Origin of the sequence: Streptomyces sp. NPDC047000 (assembly GCF_040644295.1) — a bacterium.
Classification (GTDB): domain Bacteria; phylum Actinomycetota; class Actinomycetes; order Streptomycetales; family Streptomycetaceae; genus Streptomyces.
In genome coordinates, this window is the sequence record NZ_JBEYWE010000025.1 from 60,849 (window position 1) to 82,266 (window position 21,418).

At 74.4% G+C, this 21,418-nt stretch carries 18 protein-coding genes and 1 riboswitch; of the genes, 4 read left to right on the top strand and 14 right to left on the bottom strand.

Going from position 1 to position 21,418, the window contains the following annotated elements; all coding sequences use genetic code 11:
* Positions 1–51: 51 nt before the first annotated feature.
* From ABZ862_RS30055 to ABZ862_RS30080, 6 genes are all read right to left on the bottom strand, one after another.
* Positions 52–324, bottom strand: coding sequence for a phosphoribosyl-ATP diphosphatase (locus tag ABZ862_RS30055; RefSeq protein WP_030221505.1), 273 nt, complete (start codon positions 322–324; stop codon positions 52–54).
* Positions 325–357: 33 nt separating this feature from the next.
* The gene (gene ribH, locus ABZ862_RS30060; protein ID WP_360964750.1) at positions 358–843 is read right to left on the bottom strand and encodes a 6,7-dimethyl-8-ribityllumazine synthase; all 486 of its coding nucleotides are present in this window, start codon (positions 841–843) and stop codon (positions 358–360) included.
* A 118-nt stretch (positions 844–961) separates the two neighbouring features.
* Entirely contained in the window at positions 962–2,359 is a 1,398-nt protein-coding gene (gene ribA / locus ABZ862_RS30065; protein WP_360964753.1) for a GTP cyclohydrolase II, read from the bottom strand.
* Entirely contained in the window at positions 2,356–2,997 is a 642-nt protein-coding gene (locus ABZ862_RS30070) for a nicotinamide mononucleotide transporter family protein (RefSeq protein WP_360964756.1), read from the bottom strand. Before ABZ862_RS30070 ends, ribA begins: the two co-directional genes overlap by 4 nt.
* A complete protein-coding gene (locus ABZ862_RS30075) occupies positions 2,994–3,596 on the bottom strand; it encodes a riboflavin synthase (protein ID WP_360964759.1) in 603 nt (200 codons plus the stop codon). The genes ABZ862_RS30070 and ABZ862_RS30075 overlap by 4 nt, the downstream gene beginning before the upstream one ends.
* A 147-nt stretch (positions 3,597–3,743) precedes the next feature.
* Positions 3,744–3,874: riboswitch (FMN riboswitch) on the bottom strand.
* Positions 3,875–4,178: 304 nt separating this feature from the next.
* On the bottom strand, positions 4,179–5,423 hold the full coding sequence (locus ABZ862_RS30080) for an ROK family transcriptional regulator (RefSeq protein ID WP_360964762.1): 1,245 nt from the start codon (positions 5,421–5,423) through the stop codon (positions 4,179–4,181).
* 189 nt (positions 5,424–5,612) lie between these two features.
* Here ABZ862_RS30080 and ABZ862_RS30085 point away from each other — a divergent pair, with 189 nt between their 5' ends.
* Positions 5,613–6,842 carry an MFS transporter gene (locus ABZ862_RS30085; RefSeq protein WP_360964879.1) on the top strand — a complete coding sequence of 410 codons (1,230 nt, stop codon included), beginning with the start codon at positions 5,613–5,615 and terminating at the stop codon, positions 6,840–6,842.
* Here ABZ862_RS30085 and ABZ862_RS30090 read toward each other — a convergent pair.
* On the bottom strand, positions 6,802–7,260 hold the full coding sequence (locus ABZ862_RS30090; RefSeq protein WP_360964765.1) for a thioesterase family protein: 459 nt from the start codon (positions 7,258–7,260) through the stop codon (positions 6,802–6,804). The genes ABZ862_RS30085 and ABZ862_RS30090 overlap by 41 nt on opposite strands.
* A gap of 316 nt (positions 7,261–7,576) precedes the next feature.
* On the opposite strand from ABZ862_RS30090, the gene ABZ862_RS30095 reads away from it, so the two are divergent.
* The gene (locus ABZ862_RS30095; RefSeq protein ID WP_360964768.1) at positions 7,577–8,260 is read left to right on the top strand and encodes a DUF5995 family protein; all 684 of its coding nucleotides are present in this window, start codon (positions 7,577–7,579) and stop codon (positions 8,258–8,260) included.
* A gap of 556 nt (positions 8,261–8,816) precedes the next feature.
* Here ABZ862_RS30095 and ABZ862_RS30100 read toward each other — a convergent pair.
* From ABZ862_RS30100 to rpe, 4 genes are all read right to left on the bottom strand, one after another.
* A complete protein-coding gene (locus tag ABZ862_RS30100; RefSeq protein ID WP_360964771.1) occupies positions 8,817–9,605 on the bottom strand; it encodes a carbon-nitrogen hydrolase family protein in 789 nt (262 codons plus the stop codon).
* 288 nt (positions 9,606–9,893) lie between these two features.
* Complete coding sequence (locus ABZ862_RS30105; RefSeq protein ID WP_360964882.1) at positions 9,894–11,336, bottom strand: GuaB1 family IMP dehydrogenase-related protein; 1,443 nt, start codon at positions 11,334–11,336, stop codon at positions 9,894–9,896.
* A 219-nt stretch (positions 11,337–11,555) separates the two neighbouring features.
* Positions 11,556–12,599, bottom strand: a complete 1,044-nt coding sequence (locus ABZ862_RS30110) for a sugar-binding domain-containing protein (RefSeq protein WP_360964774.1) — start codon at positions 12,597–12,599, stop codon at positions 11,556–11,558.
* A 78-nt stretch (positions 12,600–12,677) separates the two neighbouring features.
* Positions 12,678–13,364 (bottom strand): ribulose-phosphate 3-epimerase, encoded by a 687-nt coding sequence (gene rpe / locus ABZ862_RS30115; RefSeq protein ID WP_360964777.1) that lies wholly within the window; start codon positions 13,362–13,364, stop codon positions 12,678–12,680.
* Between the two features lie 146 nt (positions 13,365–13,510).
* On the opposite strand from rpe, the gene ABZ862_RS30120 reads away from it, so the two are divergent.
* On the top strand, positions 13,511–15,679 hold the full coding sequence (locus ABZ862_RS30120) for an MMPL family transporter (protein WP_360964780.1): 2,169 nt from the start codon (positions 13,511–13,513) through the stop codon (positions 15,677–15,679).
* A gap of 55 nt (positions 15,680–15,734) precedes the next feature.
* Here the strand turns inward: ABZ862_RS30120 and ABZ862_RS30125 are convergent, their stop codons facing one another.
* The gene (locus ABZ862_RS30125) at positions 15,735–17,153 is read right to left on the bottom strand and encodes a transcription antitermination factor NusB (RefSeq protein ID WP_360964783.1); all 1,419 of its coding nucleotides are present in this window, start codon (positions 17,151–17,153) and stop codon (positions 15,735–15,737) included.
* 125 nt (positions 17,154–17,278) lie between these two features.
* Entirely contained in the window at positions 17,279–18,211 is a 933-nt protein-coding gene (fmt, locus tag ABZ862_RS30130; RefSeq protein ID WP_360964786.1) for a methionyl-tRNA formyltransferase, read from the bottom strand.
* Positions 18,212–18,523: 312 nt separating this feature from the next.
* Here fmt and ABZ862_RS30135 point away from each other — a divergent pair, with 312 nt between their 5' ends.
* Complete coding sequence (locus ABZ862_RS30135) at positions 18,524–19,066, top strand: hypothetical protein (RefSeq protein WP_360964789.1); 543 nt, start codon at positions 18,524–18,526, stop codon at positions 19,064–19,066.
* Between the two features lie 100 nt (positions 19,067–19,166).
* On the opposite strand, the gene ABZ862_RS30140 is transcribed toward ABZ862_RS30135, so the two are convergent.
* Positions 19,167–21,332, bottom strand: coding sequence for a primosomal protein N' (locus tag ABZ862_RS30140; RefSeq protein WP_360964792.1), 2,166 nt, complete (start codon positions 21,330–21,332; stop codon positions 19,167–19,169).
* Between the last annotated feature and the right edge of the window lie 86 nt (positions 21,333–21,418).

Consider the following 21,418-nt stretch of genomic DNA (forward strand, 5'->3'; position numbering starts at 1 on the left):
TGGCGGCGGGTGCCCGGGGGACGGTCGTCCGCCCGGGCACCGGACCGGGTTCTACAGGTGGGCGTAGACGTCGTCCAGGGAGATCCCCCGGGCGACCATCATCACCTGGACGTGGTACAGCAGCTGCGAGATCTCCTCGGCGGCCGCCTCCTTGCCCTCGTACTCGGCGGCCATCCAGACCTCGGCGGCCTCCTCGACGACCTTCTTGCCGATGGTATGGACACCCTTGCCGACCAGTTCCGCGGTGCGGGAGGTGGCGGGGTCGCCGTGGGCGGCCTTGTGCTGGAGCTCGGTGAAGAGCTCCTCGAACGTCTTCTTGGACATGGTGCCGCCCACTCTACGCGTAGGGCGGTCGGGCTAACGCCATGGTTCGGATACTGAGCGGAGCGTGGCCGCGGTGGCGACCGCGGCCGTCACCGCCTCGTGGCCCTTGTCCTCGTGGGAGCCGTCGAGTCCGGCCCGGTCGAGGGCCTGCTCCTCCGTGTCACAGGTCAGCAGGCCGAAGCCGACGGGGACGCCGGTGTCGACCGCCACCCGGGTGAGGCCCTGGGTGACGCCCTGGCACACGTAGTCGAAGTGGGGGGTGCCGCCACGGATGACGACGCCGAGGGCGACGACCGCGTCGTAGCCGCGGCCCGCGAGGGCCTTGGCGACCACCGGGAGCTCCCAGCTGCCGGGGACCCGCAGCAGGGTCGGCTCGTCGATGCCCAGGTCGCGCAGGGCGCGCAGGGCGCCGTCCACCAGACCGTCCATCACCTTCTCGTGCCACTGCGCCGCCACGACGGCGACCCTCAGATCGCCGACGCCCTGCACCGTCAGTTCCGGTGCGCCCTTGCCGCTCACGTTCCTGTGTCTCCTCGGTGTGCTGGTTCTCGCTCGCCGCCGCCCTCGGACGGGCGGAGGCCCGGCCGGCGGGTCGGTTGCCTTCGGCCGGTCGGCCGGTCGGTTGCCTTCGGCCGGGCTACTGGTTGCCGCAGGCGGACGCGGCGGGCGTGTCCAGCCAGGGCAGGTCGTGGCCCATCCGGTCCCGTTTGGTGCGCAGATAGCGCAGGTTGTGCTCGCCCGCCTGCACGGGCATCGGCTCACGGCCGGTGACCGTGAGGCCGTGCCGCACCATGGCGTCGGTCTTGTCGGGGTTGTTGGTCATCAGCCGTACGCCGCGCACGCCGAGGTCCGCGAGGATCCGCGCGCCCGCGCCGTAGTCCCGGGCGTCGGCGGGCAGGCCGAGTTCCAGGTTGGCGTCGAGGGTGTCGCGGCCGCGTTCCTGGAGCTCGTAGGCCCGCAGCTTGGACACCAGCCCGATGCCGCGTCCCTCGTGGCCGCGGAGATAGACGACCGCTCCCCTGCCCTCCTCCTGGATCCGGGCCAGGGCGGCCTCCAGCTGGGGGCCGCAGTCGCAGCGCAGGGAGTGGAAGACGTCGCCGGTGAGGCATTCGGAGTGGACGCGGACCAGGACGTCCTCACCGTCGCCGATGTCGCCGTGCACCAGGGCCACGTGCTCGACGCCGTCGGCGGCGGAGCGGTAGCCGTAGGCGGTGAAGGTGCCGTACCGGGTGGGCAGGTGGACCTCGGCGGCGCGCCGGACCTGCGGCGCGGCGGGCACCTGGGGCGCTTCGGCCGCCGGACCGGGGACCGGCTGCTGCCGCGGGGCCCCGGCCTCCGCCGCCTGCCCGGGCACCGTTTTCTCCGGGAGGGGCCGGAGTTCCCGGGTGCGGCGGTAGGCGACGAGGTCCTCGATGGAGATGATCGACAACCCGTACTTGCGGGCGAAGGGGATCAGTTCGGGCAGCCGCAGCATCCGGCCGTCCTCACCGGCGATCTCCACGATCGCGCCGGCCGGGCGCAGCCCCGCGAGGCGGGCGAGGTCCACGGCGGCCTCGGTGTGCCCGTTGCGCACCAGCACGCCGCCGGGCCGGGCGCGCAGGGGGAAGACATGGCCGGGGCGGACCAGGTCGGCGGGCCCGGCGGTGCCGCTCGCCAGCAGCCGGATCGTCGTGGCGCGGTCGGCCGCGGAGATGCCGGTGGTCACACCGTGCGCGGCCGAGGCGTCCACGGAGACCGTGAAGGCGGTCTTCATCGACTCGGTGTTGTCCTGGACCATCTGCGGAAGTTCGAGCCGGTCGAGTTCGCCGCCCTCCAGGGGGACGCAGATCAGGCCGCGGCACTCGCTCATCATGAAGGCGACGATCTCGGGCGTGATCTTCTCGGCGGCCATCACGAGGTCGCCCTCGTTCTCACGGTCCTCGTCGTCGACGACCACGACGGGCCGTCCGGCCGCGATGTCGGCGACGGCGCGTTCGACCGTGTCGAGCGACCAGTCGTCCAGGTCGCCGCTGAGCAGTACGGGCACCGTGGTCATGCGGGCGCTCCTTCCAGGACGGGCTGCGCGGCCGTGCGGGAGCGCAGCCACCAGTCGCGCAGGCCCCACAGGACGAGCGCGCCGTAGATGACGTAGACGAAACCGGAGAAGGCGTAGCCGTTGGTGAAGTTCAGGGGGACGCCGACGAGGTCGACGAGCAGCCAGGCGATCCAGAACTCGACCATGCCCTTGGCCTGGGCGTACATCGCGACGACGGTGCCGACGAAGATGTACGCGTCGGGCCAGGGGTCCCAGGACAGGGCGGGGTGGGCGGTGAACAGCAGGGCCACGCCGACCGTGCCGGCGGCGGCCGCGGCGGCCATCGCGGCCCGCTCGCGCCAGGTGGCGAACCGGACGGTGATCCGGCCGTCCCCGCCGCGCCCCTTGCCGCGGTTCCACTGCCACCAGCCGTACAGCGCCACGGTCATGACGACGGCTTGCTTTCCGGCGCTGCCGGTGAGGTGGCCGTAGAAGGCCGCGAACAGGACGAGGCCGGAGAGGAACTGGACGGGCCAGGTCCACAGGGAGCGCCGCCAGCCGAGGGCGAGGGTGACGAGGCCGAGGAGGTTGCCGATCATGTCGGACCAGATGATGTGCTGGCCGAGGAGGGTGAACGCCTCCGAGTCGAGCGCGTTCACCGTCCGGCCTCCTGATGGGCCGTGAGCCGCTCGACGTACTTGGCGACGATGTCCACCTCGAGGTTGACGGGGTCGCCCGGCTGCTTCAGGCCGAGGGTGGTCAGCGCGAGGGTGGTGGGGATGAGGCTGACGGTGAAGCGGTCGGGTCCGGCGTCGACGACGGTGAGGCTGATGCCGTCGACGGTGATCGAGCCCTTGTCCACGACGTAGCGCGCGAGGCCGGCGGGGAGGGAGACGGTGACGATTTCCCAGTGTTCGGAGGGCTCGCGCCCGAGGACGGTGCCGGTGCCGTCGACGTGGCCCTGCACGATGTGCCCGCCGAGGCGCGCGCCCACGGCCACGGGCCGTTCGAGGTTGACCCGGGAGCCGACCCCCAGGGCGCCGAGGCTGGAGCGGTTGAGCGTCTCCGCCATGACATCGGCGGTGAACTCGTCGCCCTCGTGCTCGACCACGGTGAGACAGACGCCGTTCACGGCGATGGAGTCGCCGTGCCGGGCGCCCTCGGTGACCACGGGGCCACGGAGCCGGAAGCGTGAGGCGTCGCCGAGATTCTCGACGGCGGTGACCTCGCCCAGCTCTTCGACGATTCCGGTGAACACTTCCCGGGTCCTCCTGCCTCTTCGGGCACGGACTCCGGGGACTGTCGACGAACGACAGAAGGACGGACAGGGACCGGGGGTACGACGCCGGACGGACCTCACCCCTGCGGGTGGGTCCAGACGGCGGCGTGCACACAGGCCCGCCCGCCGCGCACTGCCTCCCATCCGGACTTTAACCGTCGGTCCAGGAATTTCACCTGGTCAACCGGCCGCTGGAAGCGGACGGGTCGCGGACTGTAACCGCCGGTTCGGACTTTCACCGACCCCGGAGTGCGCTGCTTCTGGTACAGGGCCAGTGTGCCACGCCCGCTCGCCGGCCGGACAGGGGGTCACTGTGGGCTGACTCACAGCCGCCTCGTCGGGGGCAACCCCGACCCGCCCTTCCGCGTCAACTCCCCTCATCACAAAAGATGTTGAGATTGGTCCAGACCTGTTGACGGGCCTGGTCGGGGCCACCTACCGTCAGGGGCCGCACCTGGAGGGAACCCCACAGACGGGCCCGGCGGTGGTGACGACGGCCCTTGCCCGCCGCCGGGCCCTCCACTCCCGCGCGAGGGCCCCGCCGCCCCGGCCGCACACGGCCTACCGGGGCGCGAACAGCTCGTCCTGCGCCCTGTCCCGCGCCGTCAGCAGCGCACCCCGCAACACCGCCGCGCCCCCGAGCGCACCCGCCCGGACCTCCGTGGCCAGCGGCGACATCCGGCGCAGCCGCTCCGCCACCCGCCCCGCGAGTTCCGCGCCTCCCGCCAGCCCGACCTCGCCGCCGAGCACCACACACCCCGGATCGAGCACCGCCACCACGGACGCCGCCCCGATGGCGAGACGTCCGGCGAGCGCATCGAGGAAGCCGGCGGCGCCGGCGTCACCGCCCGCGCGGTCGCCACCGCCCCGCAGGCCGGCCACCGCCGCCCGTACCAGCGCGGCCGCCACGGGCTCGTGCCCCGCCGGACGCCCGGTGATCCCGTGCTCCGCCGCGAGGGCGGCGATCGCCACGGCCCCGGCCAGGGAGTGGAACCCGCCCTCGCAGTCCGTCGCCGACGGCAGCACCGGGGTGCCGGGCACCGGCAGGAAGCCGATCTCGCCGGTGCCGCCGGAGGCCCCCCGGCGCAGCGCGCCGTCGAGGACCACGGCGGCCCCGGTGCCATGGCCGAGCCACAGCAGCACGAAGGTGTCCCGGCCGGCCGCGGCGCCCTCCCGCTGCTCGGCCACCGCGGCCAGGTTGGTCTCGTTCTCGACGGTCACCCGGGACCCGGGGAAGCGCTCCTGCAGTGCCCCCACCAGTCTCCGGTGCCATGCGGGCAGCCCGGAGGAGTCCCGCAGCTCGCCGCTCGCCGGATCGATCAGTCCGGGCGCACCGATGCCGACGGTGTGCAGCCTGCCCCGTTCCCCGTCGTCCCCGGACGGCGGCCGGGCGAGCGCGCCCGCCTCCTTCACCGCCCGCTCCACGAGGGCGACCGCCTGTTCCACCGCCGCCCCGGTGCCCATGTCGCCGCCGATCGGTACGGCCGCCTCGGTGAGCACCCGCCCGACCAGGTCGGAGACGATGACGGCGACCCCCTCCGTACGGACGTCGAGCGCGGCGAGGTGGGCGCGGTCGGCGACGATGCCGTAGAGCCGGGCGTTGGGGCCGCGGCGCTGCGTGCCGGACTCGCCGACCACCGAGATCAGTCCGGAGACGGTCAGGCGTTCGACCAGGTCGGCGACGGTGGGCCGGGACAGTCCGGTCAGCTGTTTCAGCTGACCCGCCGTCAACGGGCCCTCGTTTTGCAGGTGATGCAGCGCGAGACGGTCGTTGATGGCCCGGGCGGTGCTCGGGGATGCGGGCATGCCGGGAATCCTCCCAGATCGAGGGGACGGGACGGGCAGACGGCGGGACGGGCGGCAGACGCTGGGACGAACGGGTGGCGGGGCGGCCGGTACGGCCGGTGCGACCCGGAGGGACGCTATCTATCAGGCAGGGTTCCTGATAGTTTACGACGGCGCAGTGGGGAGACAGCCTTCGGGAGGGGCCGGATGATGAGTCGGGTGGAGAGCGCGGACGGCGCGGACGGCGCACAGCGTGAGGTGCGGCGGGGGCGCTACGCGGTGGCGGCCGTGTTCGCCGTGCACGGCGCCGTCACCGGATCGTTCGCCACCCGGGTGCCGTGGATCCAGGACCACGCCGGGGTCAGCGCCGGGCTGCTGGGCTTCGCGCTGGCCTTCACGGCGTTCGGCGCCGCCTGCGCGATGCCGCTGGCCGGGTGGATCAGTCACCGCTTCGGCAGCCGCAGCGCGCTGCGCGGGCTGCTGGCGATGTGGACGATGTCGCTGGTCCTGCCCTCGCTCGCCCCGAACATGATCACCCTGTGTCTGGCGATGTTCGTCTACGGCGCGAGCGCGGGCATGTCGGACGTCGCGATGAACGCGCTCGGCGTCGAGGTGGAGCGGCGGATCGACAAGTCGATCATGTCGGGGCTGCACGGCATGTGGAGCGTGGGCGCGCTGACCGGTTCGGCGGCGGGGACGCTCGCCGCGCATCTGGGTGCGGACGCCCGGCTGCACCACGCCCTGGCCGCCGTCACCCTCACCCTGCTGGGGGCGGTGGCCTGCTCCTGGGTCCTCGATCTCAAGCCCGCCGAGGACGAGGAGCCGCCGCCGCGGTTCACGCTGCCGCCGCGCTCGGCGCTGCTGATCGGCGCGATCGGGTTCTGCGCGGTGTTCGCGGAGGGCGCCAGCCTCGACTGGTCCGCGGTGTATCTGCGCGACCGGCTGGAGACCTCGGCGGGGCTCGCGGCCGCCTGCACGACCGGTTTCATGCTGACCATGGCGGTGGCCCGGCTCGTCGGGGACGCGGCGGTGAACCGCTTCGGCGCGGTCCGCGCGGTGCGCGGCGGCGGTGTGCTCGCCGTCCTGGGCGGTGTGCTCGTCGTGATCGGCGGGTATCCCGCGGTGGCGATGGCCGGGTTCGCGCTGCTGGGTCTGGGCATCGCGATCGTGGTGCCGCTGTGCTTCGCCGCGGCGGGCCACGCCGGACCGAATCCGAGCCAGGCCATCGCGGGCGTCGCGACCATCACCTACACCTCGGGCCTGATCGCGCCGAGCCTCATCGGCGGGGTCGCCCAGGCGACCAGTCTGATGGTGTCGTTCATCGTGGTCACCGTGCTGGCGAGCGGTCTGGTGGTGTTCGCGGGCGTGCTGCGCCCCGGGAAGCGGGACCGGCAGCGGATCAGCCGGCCGGCCGCAGCAGTTCCCGACCCGCGGCCCTGAACGCGTCGCTCCACGGCGCCGGGCGCAGCGTCCCGGCGTCCAGCCGGACCAGTACCCGGGTGCCGTGGGCGTAGGTCACCGCGCCGTCCGCGGAGCAGAACCGGAAGCCGTAGGTCAGCCCGGTGGTGCCGAGCCGCTCCAGCCAGAGGTGGACGGCGTGGCCGCCGGGCCGGGTGACCGGGGCGTCGTAGGTGATCCGCAGCTCCTTGACGGCGTTGCAGGCGTCGCCGGCGGCCGCCCAGTCACCCTCGAAACGGATCCCCCGCTCCTGCCACAGCTCGGTCCAGGCCCGCTCGACCATCAGCGGAAAGCGGGCGTTGTGCAGCAGGCCGAGCGCGTCGAGGTCGTCGAAATGGACGGTGACGGGTATCAGACGGCCGTACGAGACGGCGGGGGCGAGCGGGGCTTCGGCGGTCACGGGCGGGGCTCCTGGGCGAAGGGCGGTACGGGGGCGGAACGCCTCCACCTTAGGCGGAGGCTCCGCGGCCCGGTCCGGACGCCCCCATGAAGGTGCTGGTCAGCACATCGGCGGCAGCCTTACGGCGGCGGCGCCCGTCCTGCGGTCCCTGGTGGCGGACGGCTTCCTCCGGGCCCCGCGGCAGCCCCGGACCGTGCCGGTGGGCCCGTCCCGTACGGCGGTGCTCCGTCACATGGGCAGGGCGCCCGTTCCCCCGTTCTGGGGAAGCTGCCGCCCGCGGGCCACCTGCCCGCTCCCCGGCTGCGACCCTGCACGCATGGTGCACCCGCAGCAGCTCACCACCGTCGACGCCGTCATCGGCCGGATGCGCGCCCTGGACGCGGCCCTTCCGGCACGGGACGGCGTGGCCGTCTTCAACCGCGTCTATCTCGCCGTCACCGAGGCCGTCGACCGGAGCATCGGGTCAGGCCGGTTCGGCGACGCGCGGGCCGCGATCGCGCTGGACGTGCGGTTCGCGGAGCGGTATCTGGCCGCCGTGGACGCGGTGGCAGAGGACCGGCGCGCACCGGCCTGCTGGTGGCCGCTGTTCCAGCTCCGCCGCCACCCCGGGGTACGGCCGCTGCAGTTCGCGCTCGCGGGTGTCAACGCGCACATCGGGCACGACCTCGCGCTGGCCGTGGTGGACGCCTGTCACACCCTCGGCTGCGAACCCGCCGAGCTGGAGGACGAGTTCGACCGGGTGGGCGACCTCCTGCTGACGCTGGAGGAGCGCATCCGTGAAGAACTGATGCCGGGCCCCGACCTCCTCCAGCTCGCCGATCCCCTCACCCATCTGCTCGGTTCGTGGAGCCTGGAGCGGGCCAGGGACGCCACGTGGTCGGCGGCACGGGCGCTGTGGGCCCTGCGGGGTGTGCCGGACGTGGCCGAGGACCTCGCCGAACGCCTCGACCGCGCGGTGGGCCTGGCCGGCCGGATGCTGCTCACCCCGCTGCCGCACTGACGCCTGTCCGGCGGATCGGGCCGCCCGGCCGACGGCACCCACCGCCACCCACCGCCACCTGACGGCCCGGTGCCCTGCCGCCCGGGTGCGCGCGGCCGCACGGCGGAGGGGCGTCGACACGACGAGGGCCGTCCGCACTCGTACGACCGGGCGGGGGCCGTTGCGCGCGAGCACGGCGACCGGCGGGCTGCACCGACGGATGACGCCGAGGCCGCCCCGCCCTACGAGCCCGGTCACGCGTAGGGCCCACGGTGCCCGCGCGGATCCGCCGACCAGACCTCGACCCGCCCGGCCGGCCGGCCGGCCGGAACAACGGATCGGGCTGGAACCGCGCAGCAGGCCGGAGTCACAGAGCGGACCGAAGCCCCGGAACAGGCCGAAGTCGCGGAGCGGAGTCGCGGAGCGGAGTCGCGGAGCGGAGTCGCAGAGCGGAGTCGCAGAGCAAGCCGAAGCCACACAGCAGGCCGGAGTCGCAGAACAGACCGCAGCCGCAGGACAAGTCAGAGCCACACAGCGAGCCCAAGCCGCAGAACCGGCCCGAGTCGTGGAGCGGGGCTCAGATGAGGGAGCCGTACAGTCCCGGACGGCGGGCCTTGAGGTAGGGGTTGGTCGCGCGGGAGGCGGCGAGGGCGGCGGGGTCGACATCGGCGAGGAGGAGTTCCTCGCCCCGGCCGCCGCGGACCCGGGCGACGCCGTCGGGCCCGGCCAGCGTGGACATCCCCACGAACTCGAACTCCCCTTCCTGCCCGACCCGGTTGACGTAGGCGAGGTACATCTGGTTCTCGAAGGCCCGCACCGGGACCACCGACTCGGCGACGAACTGGAACGGGTGCAGCTGCGCGGTCGGGACGACGAGCAGATCGGTCCCGGCGATGGCGTGGGCCCGCACGTACACCGGGAACTCGACGTCGTCGCAGATCATGACGCCGACGCGCAGCCCGTCGAGCTCGGCCTGGGCGAGGGGACGGTCGCCCGCAGTGAGGTGGGCGCGCTCGAAGTCGCCGTAGAGGTGGGTCTTGCGGTGGTTGACGAGGCGGGTGCCCGCGGCGGAGATCAGCTGCGCGGAGCTGAAGACGGCGCCGCCGTCGCGTTCCGGGTAGCCGTAGGCGATCGCGAGGCCGTGCCGGACGGCGATCCCGGCGACGGCGTCGGCGCCCTCGCCGTCGGCCGGTTCGGCGAGGCGGGCGACGGCGCCGCCGATGGCGTACCCGCTGAGGAACAGCTCCGGTGCGACCAGCAGTCCGGCCCCCGCCGCGGCGGCCCGGCCCGCGGCCTCGTCGAGCACCCTGAGGTTCTCGGCGGGGGAGCCGGGACGGCCTGAGCTCTGCAGAAGGGCGGTGCGCATGGGTGTTCCTCGCCGGGACGGGTGGCTGTGGGGCACCCATGACCGTAGATCGCCGGGACGGGCCGGACAAGGCGGAGGCGTCGCACGCGGGTGGGCCGGTCGTCCCGCCGGCCGGGTCGTCCGCCGTGGTTCATCGCGTACGGCGGCGCCACGGGCGGCACGAAACCCCGCGAACCACCGCAAGACGGCCAGTGGCCGTCACTTTCCGTCACGGACGCTACCACCCGGAAGCGGTGAGTCTCACACCGGCCGGCCGGTGTTCACCCGAGGGTCACCGGCCGGTCCGGCTCAGTTCCAGCTGGCGTGCAGGGGCTTGCCCTCCGCGTACCCGGCGGCACTCTGCACGCCCACGACGGCCCGCTCGGCGAACTCGGCGAGCGAGGCGGCACCGGCGTAGGTGCAGGAGGAGCGGAGGCCCGCGATGATCGAGTCGATCAGGTCCTCGACGCCCGGCCGGGCCGGGTCGAGGTACATCCGCGAGGTCGAGATGCCCTCCTCGAAGAGCGCCTTGCGGGCCCGGTCGTACGCCGACTCGTCCGCCGTGCGGTTCAGCACCGCGCGCGCGGACGCCATGCCGAAGGACTCCTTGTAGAGGCGGCCGTCGGCGTCCTGCTGGAGGTCCCCGGGCGACTCGTAGGTGCCCGCGAACCAGGAGCCGACCATCACATTGGAGGCGCCGGCGGCGAGCGCCATCGCCACGTCGCGCGGATGGCGGACACCGCCGTCGGCCCAGACGTGCTTGCCGTGCCTGCGCGCCTCGGCCGCGCACTCCAGGACCGCGGAGAACTGCGGGCGGCCCACGCCCGTCATCATGCGGGTGGTGCACATGGCGCCGGGGCCGACCCCGACCTTGACGATGTCCGCGCCGGCCTCGATCAGGTCCCGGACGCCTTCGGCGGAGACGATGTTGCCCGCGGCGATCGGCACCTCCGGGTCGAGCGCGCGCACCAGCCGGACGGCCGCGATCATCGTCTCCTGGTGACCGTGCGCGGTGTCGATGACGAGGGTGTCGGCGCCCGCGTCGAGCAGCTGCTTGGCCTTGCCCGCGATGTCGCCGTTGATGCCGACGGCGGCAGCGATGCGCAGCCTGCCGTTCGCGTCGGTCGCCGGGGTGTAGAGCGTGGCGCGCAGGGCGCCCTTGCGGGTGAGGATGCCGGCGAGCCTGCCGTCGGCGTCCACGGCGGGCGCGTAGCGGCGGTTGGCGGTGTCCAGGCGGTTGAACGCCTCGCGGGGGTCGATGTCCGCGTCGAGGAGCAGCAGGTCGCGCGACATGACGACCTCCAGCTGGGTGAAGCGGTCGACGCCGGTGAGGTCCCGGTCGGTGACGACACCGACGGGGCGGCCCTCCTCGTCGACGACGACACCGGCGTTGTGGGCACGCTTGGGCAGCAGGGACAGCGCGTCGGCGACGGTCTGGTGCGGGGCGAGCACGATCGGGGTGTCCAGGACGAGGTGGCGGCTCTTCACCCAGGAGACGACCTCGGTGACGACATCGATCGGGATGTCCTGCGGGATGACGACCAGCCCGCCGCGCCGGGCCACCGTCTCCGCCATCCGGCGGCCCGCGATGGCGGTCATGTTGGCGACGACCAGCGGGACGGTGGTGCCCGTGCCGTCCGGCGCGCTGAGGTCCACGCCCTGCCGCGAGCCGACGGCGGAGCGGCTCGGGACCATGAAGACGTCGTCGTAGGTCAGGTCGTACGCGGGCTGGATGTCGTTGAGGAAACGCACGTGCTGCACATCCCGGTGGTTCAGAGGTGGCCCCCGGACAGGTCTGCCAGGGGGAAGAGCACGTACCTCATTGTCCCATGTCGGCGCCTTGTCCGGGCCCGGGAGGATCGTCCAGCGGGTGGCGCGGGCCCCTTGGGGAAAGCGACAGGAGGCCGCCGACGACGCCCGCCGGCGGGACCGGCCGGGACGCCCTGCGTCCGTGTCCGGCGCGGCTCCCCGTCACGGCCCGTCGGGGTCGGCCCGGTTGAGCGCGGGCCTGGGGGCGGGGCCCGCCGTCATCAGGTAGTCCGCCGCGGAGGTGTCCGTGACCAGGCTGGTGACGAGGCCGGAGCGCAGGACCGCGTCTATGGCGGCCGCCTTGCGCTGTCCGCCCGCGATCGCCACGACCTCGGGGACCCGGCGCAGCTGGTCGGTCTTGACCGTGATGCACCGCTCCCCCAGGTCCCGGCCGACCCTGCGGCCCTGGGCGTCGAAGAGGTGCGCGGACATCTCGGCGGCGACGCCGAGGGAGGCGTAGTGGCTCCGTTCCTCGTCGCTGAGCATGTCGTGCACCGTCGAGATGCCCGGCTCCCAGGAGCCGATGGAGACACAGGCGACGGTGACCTTGTCGAAGTACTCGAAGGCGCGGGCGATCCCGGTCTGGTTGCGCAGCGCCGCCGCGGTGGCCGCGTCCGGCAGCAGCATGGGCGCGTAGATGGGGTGGGCGTCGCCGCCGGAGACCTGGGCGGCCCGGCGTACGGCCTCCACGGAGCCGCGCTCGGCGGTCCCGGCGTCGTACACACCCGTCAGCTGCACCACCGTGCACGGCGGCAGCCGGTCGAGGGCCGCCGCCATGTGGATGGTGGAGCGGCCCCAGGCCAGACCGAGGACATCGCCCTCGGTCACCAGCTCGCCCAGGAGGTCCGCCGCGACCTCGCCCAGGTTCTCCGGGTCGGGAGAGTCCGCCGCCTCGGCCGGGGACTCGACCACGACCGCGTGCCTGAGGCCGTAGCGGGCCCGCAGCGCGTCGGAGCGATCGGCGTCCAGCTCGGCCGGGACACGGATCTCGATGCGTACGAGATCCCGTTCGAGGGCGGTCTCCAGGACCCGGGCCACCTTGAAGCGGCTGACGCCGAACTCCTCGGCGATCTGGATCTTGGACTTGCCCTCGAGGTAGAAGCGGCGGGCCATGGCCGCCGCCTGCACCAGCTCAGCGGGTCCCATCCGCATGGCTGACCGGCCCGCCGACATACCCGACACGGCGATCTCCTCACTGCTGTTCACACTCTGGATACGTCGTTCATCCTTGCAGATCCGACGCGGTCGATCAGCCTCGACGGCCGTCGTTCACGTACCTGTGGCTCAGTGGTCGCATGCCCAGGACGCTTTGGAGACCGCCTCCTCGGCCTGCCTGCGCAGCGCGTGCACGGCCGCTGCCGGATCGTGTGCGCCGTACACGGCGGAACCGGCGACGAAGACGTCCGCGCCGGCGTCCGCGCACTGCTCGATCGTCGACTCCGACACCCCGCCGTCGACCTGGAGCCACAGCTCGAGCCCGTGCTTGCTGATCAACTCGCGGGTGCGCCGGATCTTCGGAAGCATGATGTCGAGGAACGCCTGGCCGCCGAAGCCCGGTTCGACGGTCATGATCAGCAGCATGTCCAGTTCGGGGAGCAGATCCTCGTACGGCTCGATCGGCGTGGCCGGCCTGAGGGCCATGGAGGCCCTGGCACCCTTGGCGCGGATCTCGCGGGCGAGACGCACGGGCGCGGCTGCCGCCTCGACGTGGAACGTGACGGAGGAGGCACCCGCCTCGACGTACCGGGGCGCCCAGCGATCGGCGTCCTCGATCATCAGATGGCAGTCCAGTGGTGTGTCCGTCGCACGGGCCAGGGACTCCACGACCGGCACACCGAGCGTGAGGTTCGGGACGAAATGGTTGTCCATCACGTCGACATGGAGCCAGTCGGCCCCTTCCACCGCCTTCGCCTCGTCGGCGAGACGGGCGAAGTCGGCGGACAGGATGCTGGGGTTGATCTGCACGGCCATGCCCCAAGCCTGCCATGTCCGGCCGGTTTTCCTCCCCCGGGTCCGGACCGTGGGCAGCCGGGCCGTGCCCCGGCCGCCACGCCCGTGCCACTCCGTCCCGCCGGCTCCCCGGCCGGGCAGGACCACGAACCGTCCCGGGGGTAGCGATGGAGCAGCTCGCGACGTGGAAGCAGAACGCCGTCCGGTTCGTGTGCGGGCGGCGCACCAAGTGGGTGGTCGTGGCGCTGTGGCTGGTGATCCTGGTGATCGCGGCGCCCCTCGGCATGAAACTCAACGACGCGCAGGACAACGACGCCCAGTCCTGGCTGCCCGCGACCGCCGAGTCCACCCAGGTCCTCGACCTCTCGCAGAGGTTCCGGCCGGAACAGATCCCCGCCGTCGTCGTCTACGCCCGCCCGAACGGGCTCACCGCGGCGGACCGGGCGAAGATCACACGGGACGCGGCCCGGCTGCGGACGCTGCGCGCGCACGGCGTCCGCGGTGCCCTGACCCGGGGGCCGGTCTTCGACCGGCCGGACGCGCCGCGGGCCGCCCAGATCTACGTCCCCGTCACCATGGACGCCTCCGGCTGGCAGCGCATCGCACCCGCCGTCGACTCCATGCGCGCGCAGACCGGCGGGAGCGGCCACGGTCTCGCCGTGCACATCACGGGACCGGGCGGCACCTCGGCCGACTTCTCCAAGGGCTTCGAGGGCATCGACTCCACGCTGCTGTTCTCCGCGATGGCCGTGGTGGTGGTGATGCTGCTGATCACCTATCGCAGCCCCACCCTGCTGTGCGTGCCGCTGCTCGGCGTGATCGTCGCCCTGTTCACCGCGCAGGCGCTGGTCTATCTGCTGGCCCGGCACGCCGGGCTGACCGTCAACGGGCAGAGCGCCGGCATCCTCACCGTCCTCGTCTTCGGCGCGGGCACCGACTACGCGCTGCTGCTGGTGGCCCGCTACCGGGAGGAGCTGCGCCGGCACGAGGACCGGCACGAGGCCATGGTGCTGGCGATGAACCGCGCCGGACCCGCCGTGCTCGCCTCCGGGGCGACCGTGGTGCTGAGCATGCTGGTACTGCTCGCGGCCGAGATGAACTCCACGCGCGGTCTGGGGCCGGTGGCCGCGATCGGGGTCGCCGTGGCGCTGGCCGCGATGCTGACGCTGTTCCCGGCGCTGCTGCTGCTCTTCGGCCGCTGGATCTTCTGGCCCGTGATCCCCCACCGCGGCTCCCCCGACCCGGCCGAGCACGGGGTGTGGGCCCGGACGGGCCGTCGTTTCGCGCGTCGGCCGCGCGCGGTGTGGGCGGGTACGGCTCTCGCCCTCGGGGTGCTCTCCCTCGGTCTGTTCCAGCTGCGCGCCGACGGCATCGCCAACGCCGACGCGTTCACGGGCAGGCCGGACTCGATCGTCGGCCAGGAGGTGTCCGCCCGGTACTTCCCCGCGGGCACCGGCGATCCCCTCGTGATCGTGTCGGAACAGGCGCAGGCCGCGGCGGTGGGCCGCGCGGTGGCCGCGGACCGCGGCGTCGTCCCGGCGAGCGTCGGCGTGCCGCCGGGCACGGCTCCGCTGCACGACGGCAAGGTGCTGCTCGAGGCGACGATGCGCGCCCCGTCCGACAGCGCAGCCGCCAAGGCCACGGTGCAGCGGGTGCGGGACGCGGTGCACGCGGTGCCGGGCGCCCGGGCGCGGGTCGGCGGCGGGACGGCCGCCCTGCTCGACATGGAGGACGCCCAGAGACACGACGACTACCTGGTCATCCCCCTGGTCCTGGCCGTCGTGGTGCTGGTCCTCGGCGCCCTGCTGCGCGCCGTCGTGGCGCCGCTGCTGCTGGTCGCCACGGTGGTGCTGTCGCTGGCCGCCGCGCTGGGCCTGAGTTCCCTCGCCTTCCGGCACCTGTTCGGCTACGCGGGCGAGGACGTGGCCTTCCCGTTGTTCGTCTTCGTGTTCCTGGTGGCACTCGGCATCGACTACAACATCTTCCTCACCACCCGTATCCGCGAGGAGGCGGCCCGGCAGGGCACCCGGCGGGGCGTGGTGACCGGCCTCGCCGCGACCGGCGCGGTGATCACCTCGGCGGGGCTCGTCCTCGCGGGCACCTTCGCCGTGCTCGGCACGCTGCCCATGGTGGGCTTCGCCGAGATCGGCTTCGCGGTCGCCCTCGGGGTGCTGCTGGACACGTTCGTGGTGCGGTCCGTGCTGGTCACGTCGCTCTTCCTCGACGTGGGCAGGAAGGTGTGGTGGCCGCACCGGCTGTCCCGCCACGACGGCGGCGGCGAGCCTGCGGCGACGGCCCCGGAACCGGGCACGGGCACGCGGCAGCCCCGCCGCTGACGCCGCCCGCGAGCGGCTCCCCCCACACAGACGGCCGCACGCTCGGCCGGTGCGCTCAGGCCGTGCGGCGGATCAGGGCCAGGTACATGGCGTCGGTGCCGTGCAGATGCGGCCACAGCTGGATGTCGGGGCCGTCGCCGAGCGCCGGTACGCCGGGCAGCAGGGGGCGGGCGTCGATCAGTTCGGCCCCCGGGTGCTGCTTGAGCACGTCGTCGACGACCGCGCGGGTCTCCGCGAGGTGGGGCGAGCAGGTGGCATAGCCGACGACACCGCCGACGCGCACGGAGTCGAGGGCGGTGCGCAGCAGGCCGCGTTGCAGGGGCGCGAGGGCGTCGAGGTCCTCGGGGCGGCGCCGCCACCGGGCCTCGGGGCGGCGGCGCAGGGCGCCGAGGCCGGTGCACGGCACGTCCATCAGCACCCGGTCGAAGCTGCCGGGCCGCCACGGCGGGCGGGTGCCGTCGGCGGCGATCACCTGGTAGGGCCCGGGGTTGCCGCGCAGGGCCCTGGCGACCAGGCCGGCCCGGTGCGGCTGCTTCTCGGACGCGAGCAGCACCGCGCCGCGCCCGGCGGCGAGAGCGCCGAGCAGGGCGGCCTTGCCGCCCGGCCCCGCACAGCCGTCGAGCCACTTCTCGTCGGGCCCGTCGAGGGGCGCGGCGGCGAGGGCCGCGGCGACGAGCTGGCTGCCCTCGTCCTGCACGCCCGCGCGTCCCTCCCGTACGGCGTCGACGGCGCCCGGTTCGCCGCCCTCGGTGAGCCGCACGGCGTACGGCGACCAGCGGCCCGGCACCGCGGCGTCCTCGCGCAGGAGCTCCTCGGTGGTGGCCCGGCCGGGGCGGGCGACCAGGGTGACCTCGGGCCGCTCGTTGTCCGCCTCCAGGAGGTCCTCGATGCCGTTGCGGCCACCGCCCAGCGCGTCCCACAGCGCGGAGACGATCCAGCGGGGGTGCGCGTGCACGAGGGCGAGATGGTCCTCGGGGTCCTCGTCGTAGGGCGGCGCGATCTTCTCCAGCCAGCCGTCGAGATCGTCCTGGGCGACCTTGCGCAGCACCGCGTTGACGAACTTGGCGCGTCCGTCGCCCAGGACGACACGGGCGAGCTCGACGGTGGCGGACACGGCGGCGTGGCTCGGGATACGGGTGTCCAGGAGCTGGTGCGCGCCGAGGCTCAGCACATCGAGCACCGGCGGGTCGACCTCGCGCAGCGGCCGGTCCACGCAGGCGGCGATGATCGCGTCGTAGGTGCCCTGCCGCCGCAGTGTGCCGTAGACCAGTTCGGTGGCCAGCGCCGCGTCACGCCCGTCGAAGCCGCCCTTCTCGCGTGCCTTGCGCAGCAGCGGCGGCAGCACGAGGTTGGCGTACGCGTCCCGTTCGTCCACGGCCCGCAGGGCGTCGAAGGCGAGGATGCGGACGGGGTCCTTCTGGGGCCGGCGGTAGGGCTTGCCCGGCTTGCGGGGCCCGCGGGGCTGGTCGTTCACGAAAAAGGTGCTCCGGATGTCTGTACGGGATTCGTCCCCAGCCTACGTCGCGCCCGCCCCGGCGCCGCCCGGCGCACGGGCCCCGGCCGGTACCGGCGGCCGGGCCCCGCCCTGGCGGCCCGCGCTCAGCCGCCGAGCCGCTCCCCCTCCGCGATGCGCACTCCGCGGGCCCAGTCCGCGGCCCGCATCGGCTTCTTGCCCTGGGGCTGCACCCACAGCAGCTCGACGGCGTGCGAGCCGGTGCCCGCGTGGACGGTGTTCTTGGTGACGGCGAGCCGTCCGGGGGCGAGGTCGCCGCGGTCGGGCACCGGCGCGGCCTGGACGAGCTTGAGCCGTTCGCCGCGGAAGACGGTCCAGGCGCCGGGCGCCGGGGTGCAGCCGCGCACCACCCGGTCGACGCGCAGCGCGGGCGCGGCCCAGTCGATCCGGGCGTCCTCGACGGTGATCTTCGGGGCGAGGGTGACGCCGTCGGCGGGCTGCGGCACGGCCTTCAGGGTGCCGTCCTCGATGCCGTCCATGGTGGCCGCGAGCAGTCCGGACCCGGCGAACGCGAGGCGGGTCAGGAGGTCGCCGCTGGTGTCGGTGGGGCGGATCGCCTCGGTGACCGTGCCGTAGACGGGTCCCGAGTCGAGTCCTTCCTCGATGAGGAAGGTGGAGGCGCCGGTGATCTCGTCACCGGACATCAGGGAGTGCTGCACGGGGGCGGCGCCGCGCCACGCGGGCAGCAGCGAGAAGTGCAGGTTGACCCAGCCGTGCAGCGGGATGTCGAGGGCGGCCCGGGGCAGCAGGGCGCCGTAGGCGACGACGGGGCAGCAGTCGGGGGCGATCTCCGTGAGACGCTCCAGGAAGTCCGGGTCGCGCGGCCTGCGCGGCTTCAGCACCTCGATGCCGGCCTCCTCGGCCCGCTCGGCCACCGGGGAGGCGACCAGCCTGCGGCCCCGGCCGGCCGGCGCGTCGGGGCGCGTGACGACGGCGGCGACCTCGTGGCGCCCGGAGGCGATGAGGGCGTCCAGGGCGGGAACGGCTACCTCGGGGGTGCCGGCGAAGACGAGCTTCATGAGCGGACAGGGGCCTCTCGGGCGGTGACGACGGGCGGGCAGCCCCCAAGTCTATGGCCCGGCAAGGGCGATCGCCGGTCGCGCGGGCAGGTGGTGCGCGGGCGGCAGCACCGGCGTACGCATACGTGTCCGCGCCCCCAGAGCGTGACCAGCGGGGCGTCCGTGCGTTGGTCAAGAAGGAGTTGACCACACACGAAAGAGTTGACCGCCCGGGACCGCGTCCGCGGCCCGATCCGGTTTCGCCCCTTCCCCTTCCCTTTTCCCTTTCCTACGACCCCCTTCCCTTTCCACGCCGGTTCGAGAGGCTTCTTCATGGCCGACCACGCAACCCACGACGCCCAGGCCCGGGCCAGCCTGCACCTGCTGGTGCGGGACATCGAGCGGGTCCGCCGGCAGGTGGACGCGCTGCGCACGCTCACCGCCCAGCTGGGCAACGTCTACCGCCCGCGCCGATCCGGCCCCGCCACGGGCTTCGTCGTCTACGGACGCGCCCCCGCCCCGACGGTCCGGCTGGCCCAGGAACTGCGGGACAGCGTCGAGACCCTGGTCACCGCCGCCGTGGACTTCGACCGTTCGCTCGGCTTCTCGTGGGACGCGGTGGGTTCCGCACTCGGAGTCACCAAACAGGCGGTGCACCGCCGTTACGGCGCGCGCCGCGCCGCGGCGCAGGCGGCGGGAGACCCGGAACGGGCGGCCGAGCCGTCGGGCACCCGCACGGCCGACGTGGCCACCGGTCTCCCCTCTGTCCCGACGGTCCCCGCGGCCCGCACCATGCCGACCCAGCCCACGGCGGGCAGCCCCGCCCTCCGCGACGAGTCGCGCCCGGCCCCGTTCCCGGGTCCGCGCAACGGCTGACGCCCCGCCGGCCGGCCGCCGAAGACCCGCCCTTCCGGTTCCGCACGGCCGGGAGGGCCCCTGCGCGCGGGGGCACCCGGCGGGTGCCGCGCCCCGTCCGCTACCCGATGTCCGGCGGGTCGATCCGTACCCGTACCGCCGCCTCGCCGCCGCCCCGGGCCATGCGCGCCGCCTGGGCGGCCTTCAGGGCGGCGGCCAGGGCCGCGCCGCTGCCCGGCGGCACCCGGACCAGCGCACGCTCCCAGTGCTCGCCCGGAGGCGGTCCGCCGGGGCGCCGGGGGCTCCCGGCGGGGGCGGGCGGCAGCGGTACGGGGCCCAGCACCTCGGCGTCGGGCGGGAGCCCGGCGGCCGTCAGGAACCCGGCCAGCGCCTCGGGCGGCCCGGAGACGGCCGCCATCCGGGACACCGGCGGGAAGCCCAGCTCGGCCCGCTCGGCCAGTTCACGCACGGCGTGGCCGACGGGGTCCCAGCGCACCAGCGCCTGCACGGGCCGCAGCGTCGGCTCGGCGACCACGACGACCGTGCCGCCCGCCGACTGTTCCCGTACCAGCGCGGCCGCGGCGATCCAGCGCCGCAGCGCGTCCTCACCGGCCCGCAGATCGGGCCGGGTGAGCATGGCCCAGCCGTCGAGCAGCAGCGCCGCCGCGTAGCCGCCCTCGGCGACGGGTTCGGCGCCCGGGGTGCTCACCACCAGCGCGGGCGTCCCCGGCACCGTGTCCAGCACGTGTTCCCGCCCCGAGGTGCGCACCGGCACGGCGGGGAAGGCCCGTCCGAGTTCCTCCGCGGTCCGCCGCGCTCCCACCACCTGCGCCCTCAGCCGCCGTGCACCGCACTCCGGGCAGTGCCAGTCGTCCTCCGGACGGCCGCACCACCCGCAGCCGAGCGTCCCGCCGTCCCGGGCCTCCAGCGGTCCGGCCTCCAGCGGTCCGGCGCAGTGCCGGCAGCGGGCCGCGGTACGGCACTGCGCGCAGGCCGTGCGCGGCACATAGCCGCGCCGGGGCACCTGCACGAGCACCGGCCCGTGCCGCAGCCCCTCGCGGGCCGTCTGCCAGGCGACGCTCGGCAGCCGGGCGGCGCGGGCGGCCTCGTCATGGGCCAGCTCCTGGTCGCCGACGGTCCGTACGAGCGGCGCCGCGGCCCGCACCTGCTCCCGGCCCGCCGCCAGGGGCCGCGCCCAGCCGCTCTCCACCAGCTGCGCGGCCTCGACGGTGCAGCTCCAGCCGCCCAGCAGGAAGGCGCACCGGTCCAGGGAGGCGCGCAGCAGCAGCACGTCCCGGGCATGGGGCTGCGGCGCGTGCTGCTCGCTGTGGCTGTCGTCGCCGTCGTCCCAGAGGACGACGAGCCCGAGGTCGCGTACCGGTGCGAACATCGCGGCGCGGGTGCCCACGACGGCCCGCACGGAGCCGCGCCGTACGGCGAGCCACTGCCGGTAACGCTTCTCGGGCCCGGCGTCGGCGGTGAGCAGGGCGTGCCGCCCGGTGCCGAGCAGCGCGGTCAGGGCGGCGTCGACGCGGGCGGCGGCCCGTCCGTCGGGGACGACCACGAGCGCGCCGCGCCCCGCGGCGAGCGTCGCGGCGACGGCGGTGGCCACCTCGTCGCTCCACAGCGGTCCCGGCAGCGCGTTCCACACGGCGCGCGGCGCGCCGCCCGAGGCCAGCGCGTCCAGGAACGCCGGACCGTGTACGTAGCGGGTCCATGATCCGGGGGCGGGGCGCGGGGGCGGGGGCAGCGGTGCGGGTGACTCCTGGCGCTCGGCCTTCGCGCTGCGCGGCGGTACGGCCAGTTGGAGGACGTCGGCGAGGCTGCCCGCGTAGCGGTCGGCCACGGCGCGGGTCAGGCCGAGCAGTTCCTCGCTGAGCACCGGTTCGGGTGAGACGACCTGGGCGAGCGCGGCGAGGGGCCCGGCGTAGTCGCTCTCGGCGCGGCGCTCGACGAGGAAGCCGTCGATCAGGCCGCCGCCCTCCCGCCGGCCGTCCCGCACCCGGTGCCGCCCGGCGCCGAACCGTACCCGCACCCGCACGCCGGGCTGCGCGTCGGCGTCCAGCTCGGCCGGGACGGCGTAGTCGAAGTACCGGTCGAGGTGCAGCACCCCTTTGTTCACCAGTACCCGGGCGACCGGCAGCCGCTCGGCCAGCGCGGCGTTCCGCCAGGTCCTGGGCTTGGCCCGCGGCTCCCTGGCCTTGCGCACGCTCTCCCTGATCAGGGCGAGCTGCTCGGGCGGCGCACCTTCCCCGCCGCCGCCCGACATCCCGTTCTGGCCGCTCACACCCGCATTCCTACCAAACCGCACTGACAGACCGGCGGGGCCCGGCGCCCCGAGGGGAACGCCGGGCCCCGCGGAAATCCCGGAAC

What these genes read in the sequence shown, in the direction of transcription:
- ABZ862_RS30055 (WP_030221505.1), bottom strand. Translation starts at nt 324, where the DNA reads ATGTCCAAGAAGACGTTCGAGGAGCTCTTCACCGAGCTCCAGCACAAG.
- ribA (WP_360964753.1), bottom strand. Translation starts at nt 2,359, where the DNA reads ATGACCACGGTGCCCGTACTGCTCAGCGGCGACCTGGACGACTGGTCG.
- ABZ862_RS30080 (WP_360964762.1), bottom strand. Translation starts at nt 5,423, where the DNA reads ATGCCCGCATCCCCGAGCACCGCCCGGGCCATCAACGACCGTCTCGCG.
- ABZ862_RS30085 (WP_360964879.1), top strand. Translation starts at nt 5,613, where the DNA reads ATGAGTCGGGTGGAGAGCGCGGACGGCGCGGACGGCGCACAGCGTGAG.
- ABZ862_RS30095 (WP_360964768.1), top strand. Translation starts at nt 7,577, where the DNA reads ATGGTGCACCCGCAGCAGCTCACCACCGTCGACGCCGTCATCGGCCGG.
- ABZ862_RS30100 (WP_360964771.1), bottom strand. Translation starts at nt 9,605, where the DNA reads ATGCGCACCGCCCTTCTGCAGAGCTCAGGCCGTCCCGGCTCCCCCGCC.
- rpe (WP_360964777.1), bottom strand. Translation starts at nt 13,364, where the DNA reads ATGGCCGTGCAGATCAACCCCAGCATCCTGTCCGCCGACTTCGCCCGT.
- ABZ862_RS30120 (WP_360964780.1), top strand. Translation starts at nt 13,511, where the DNA reads ATGGAGCAGCTCGCGACGTGGAAGCAGAACGCCGTCCGGTTCGTGTGC.
- fmt (WP_360964786.1), bottom strand. Translation starts at nt 18,211, where the DNA reads ATGAAGCTCGTCTTCGCCGGCACCCCCGAGGTAGCCGTTCCCGCCCTG.
- ABZ862_RS30135 (WP_360964789.1), top strand. Translation starts at nt 18,524, where the DNA reads ATGGCCGACCACGCAACCCACGACGCCCAGGCCCGGGCCAGCCTGCAC.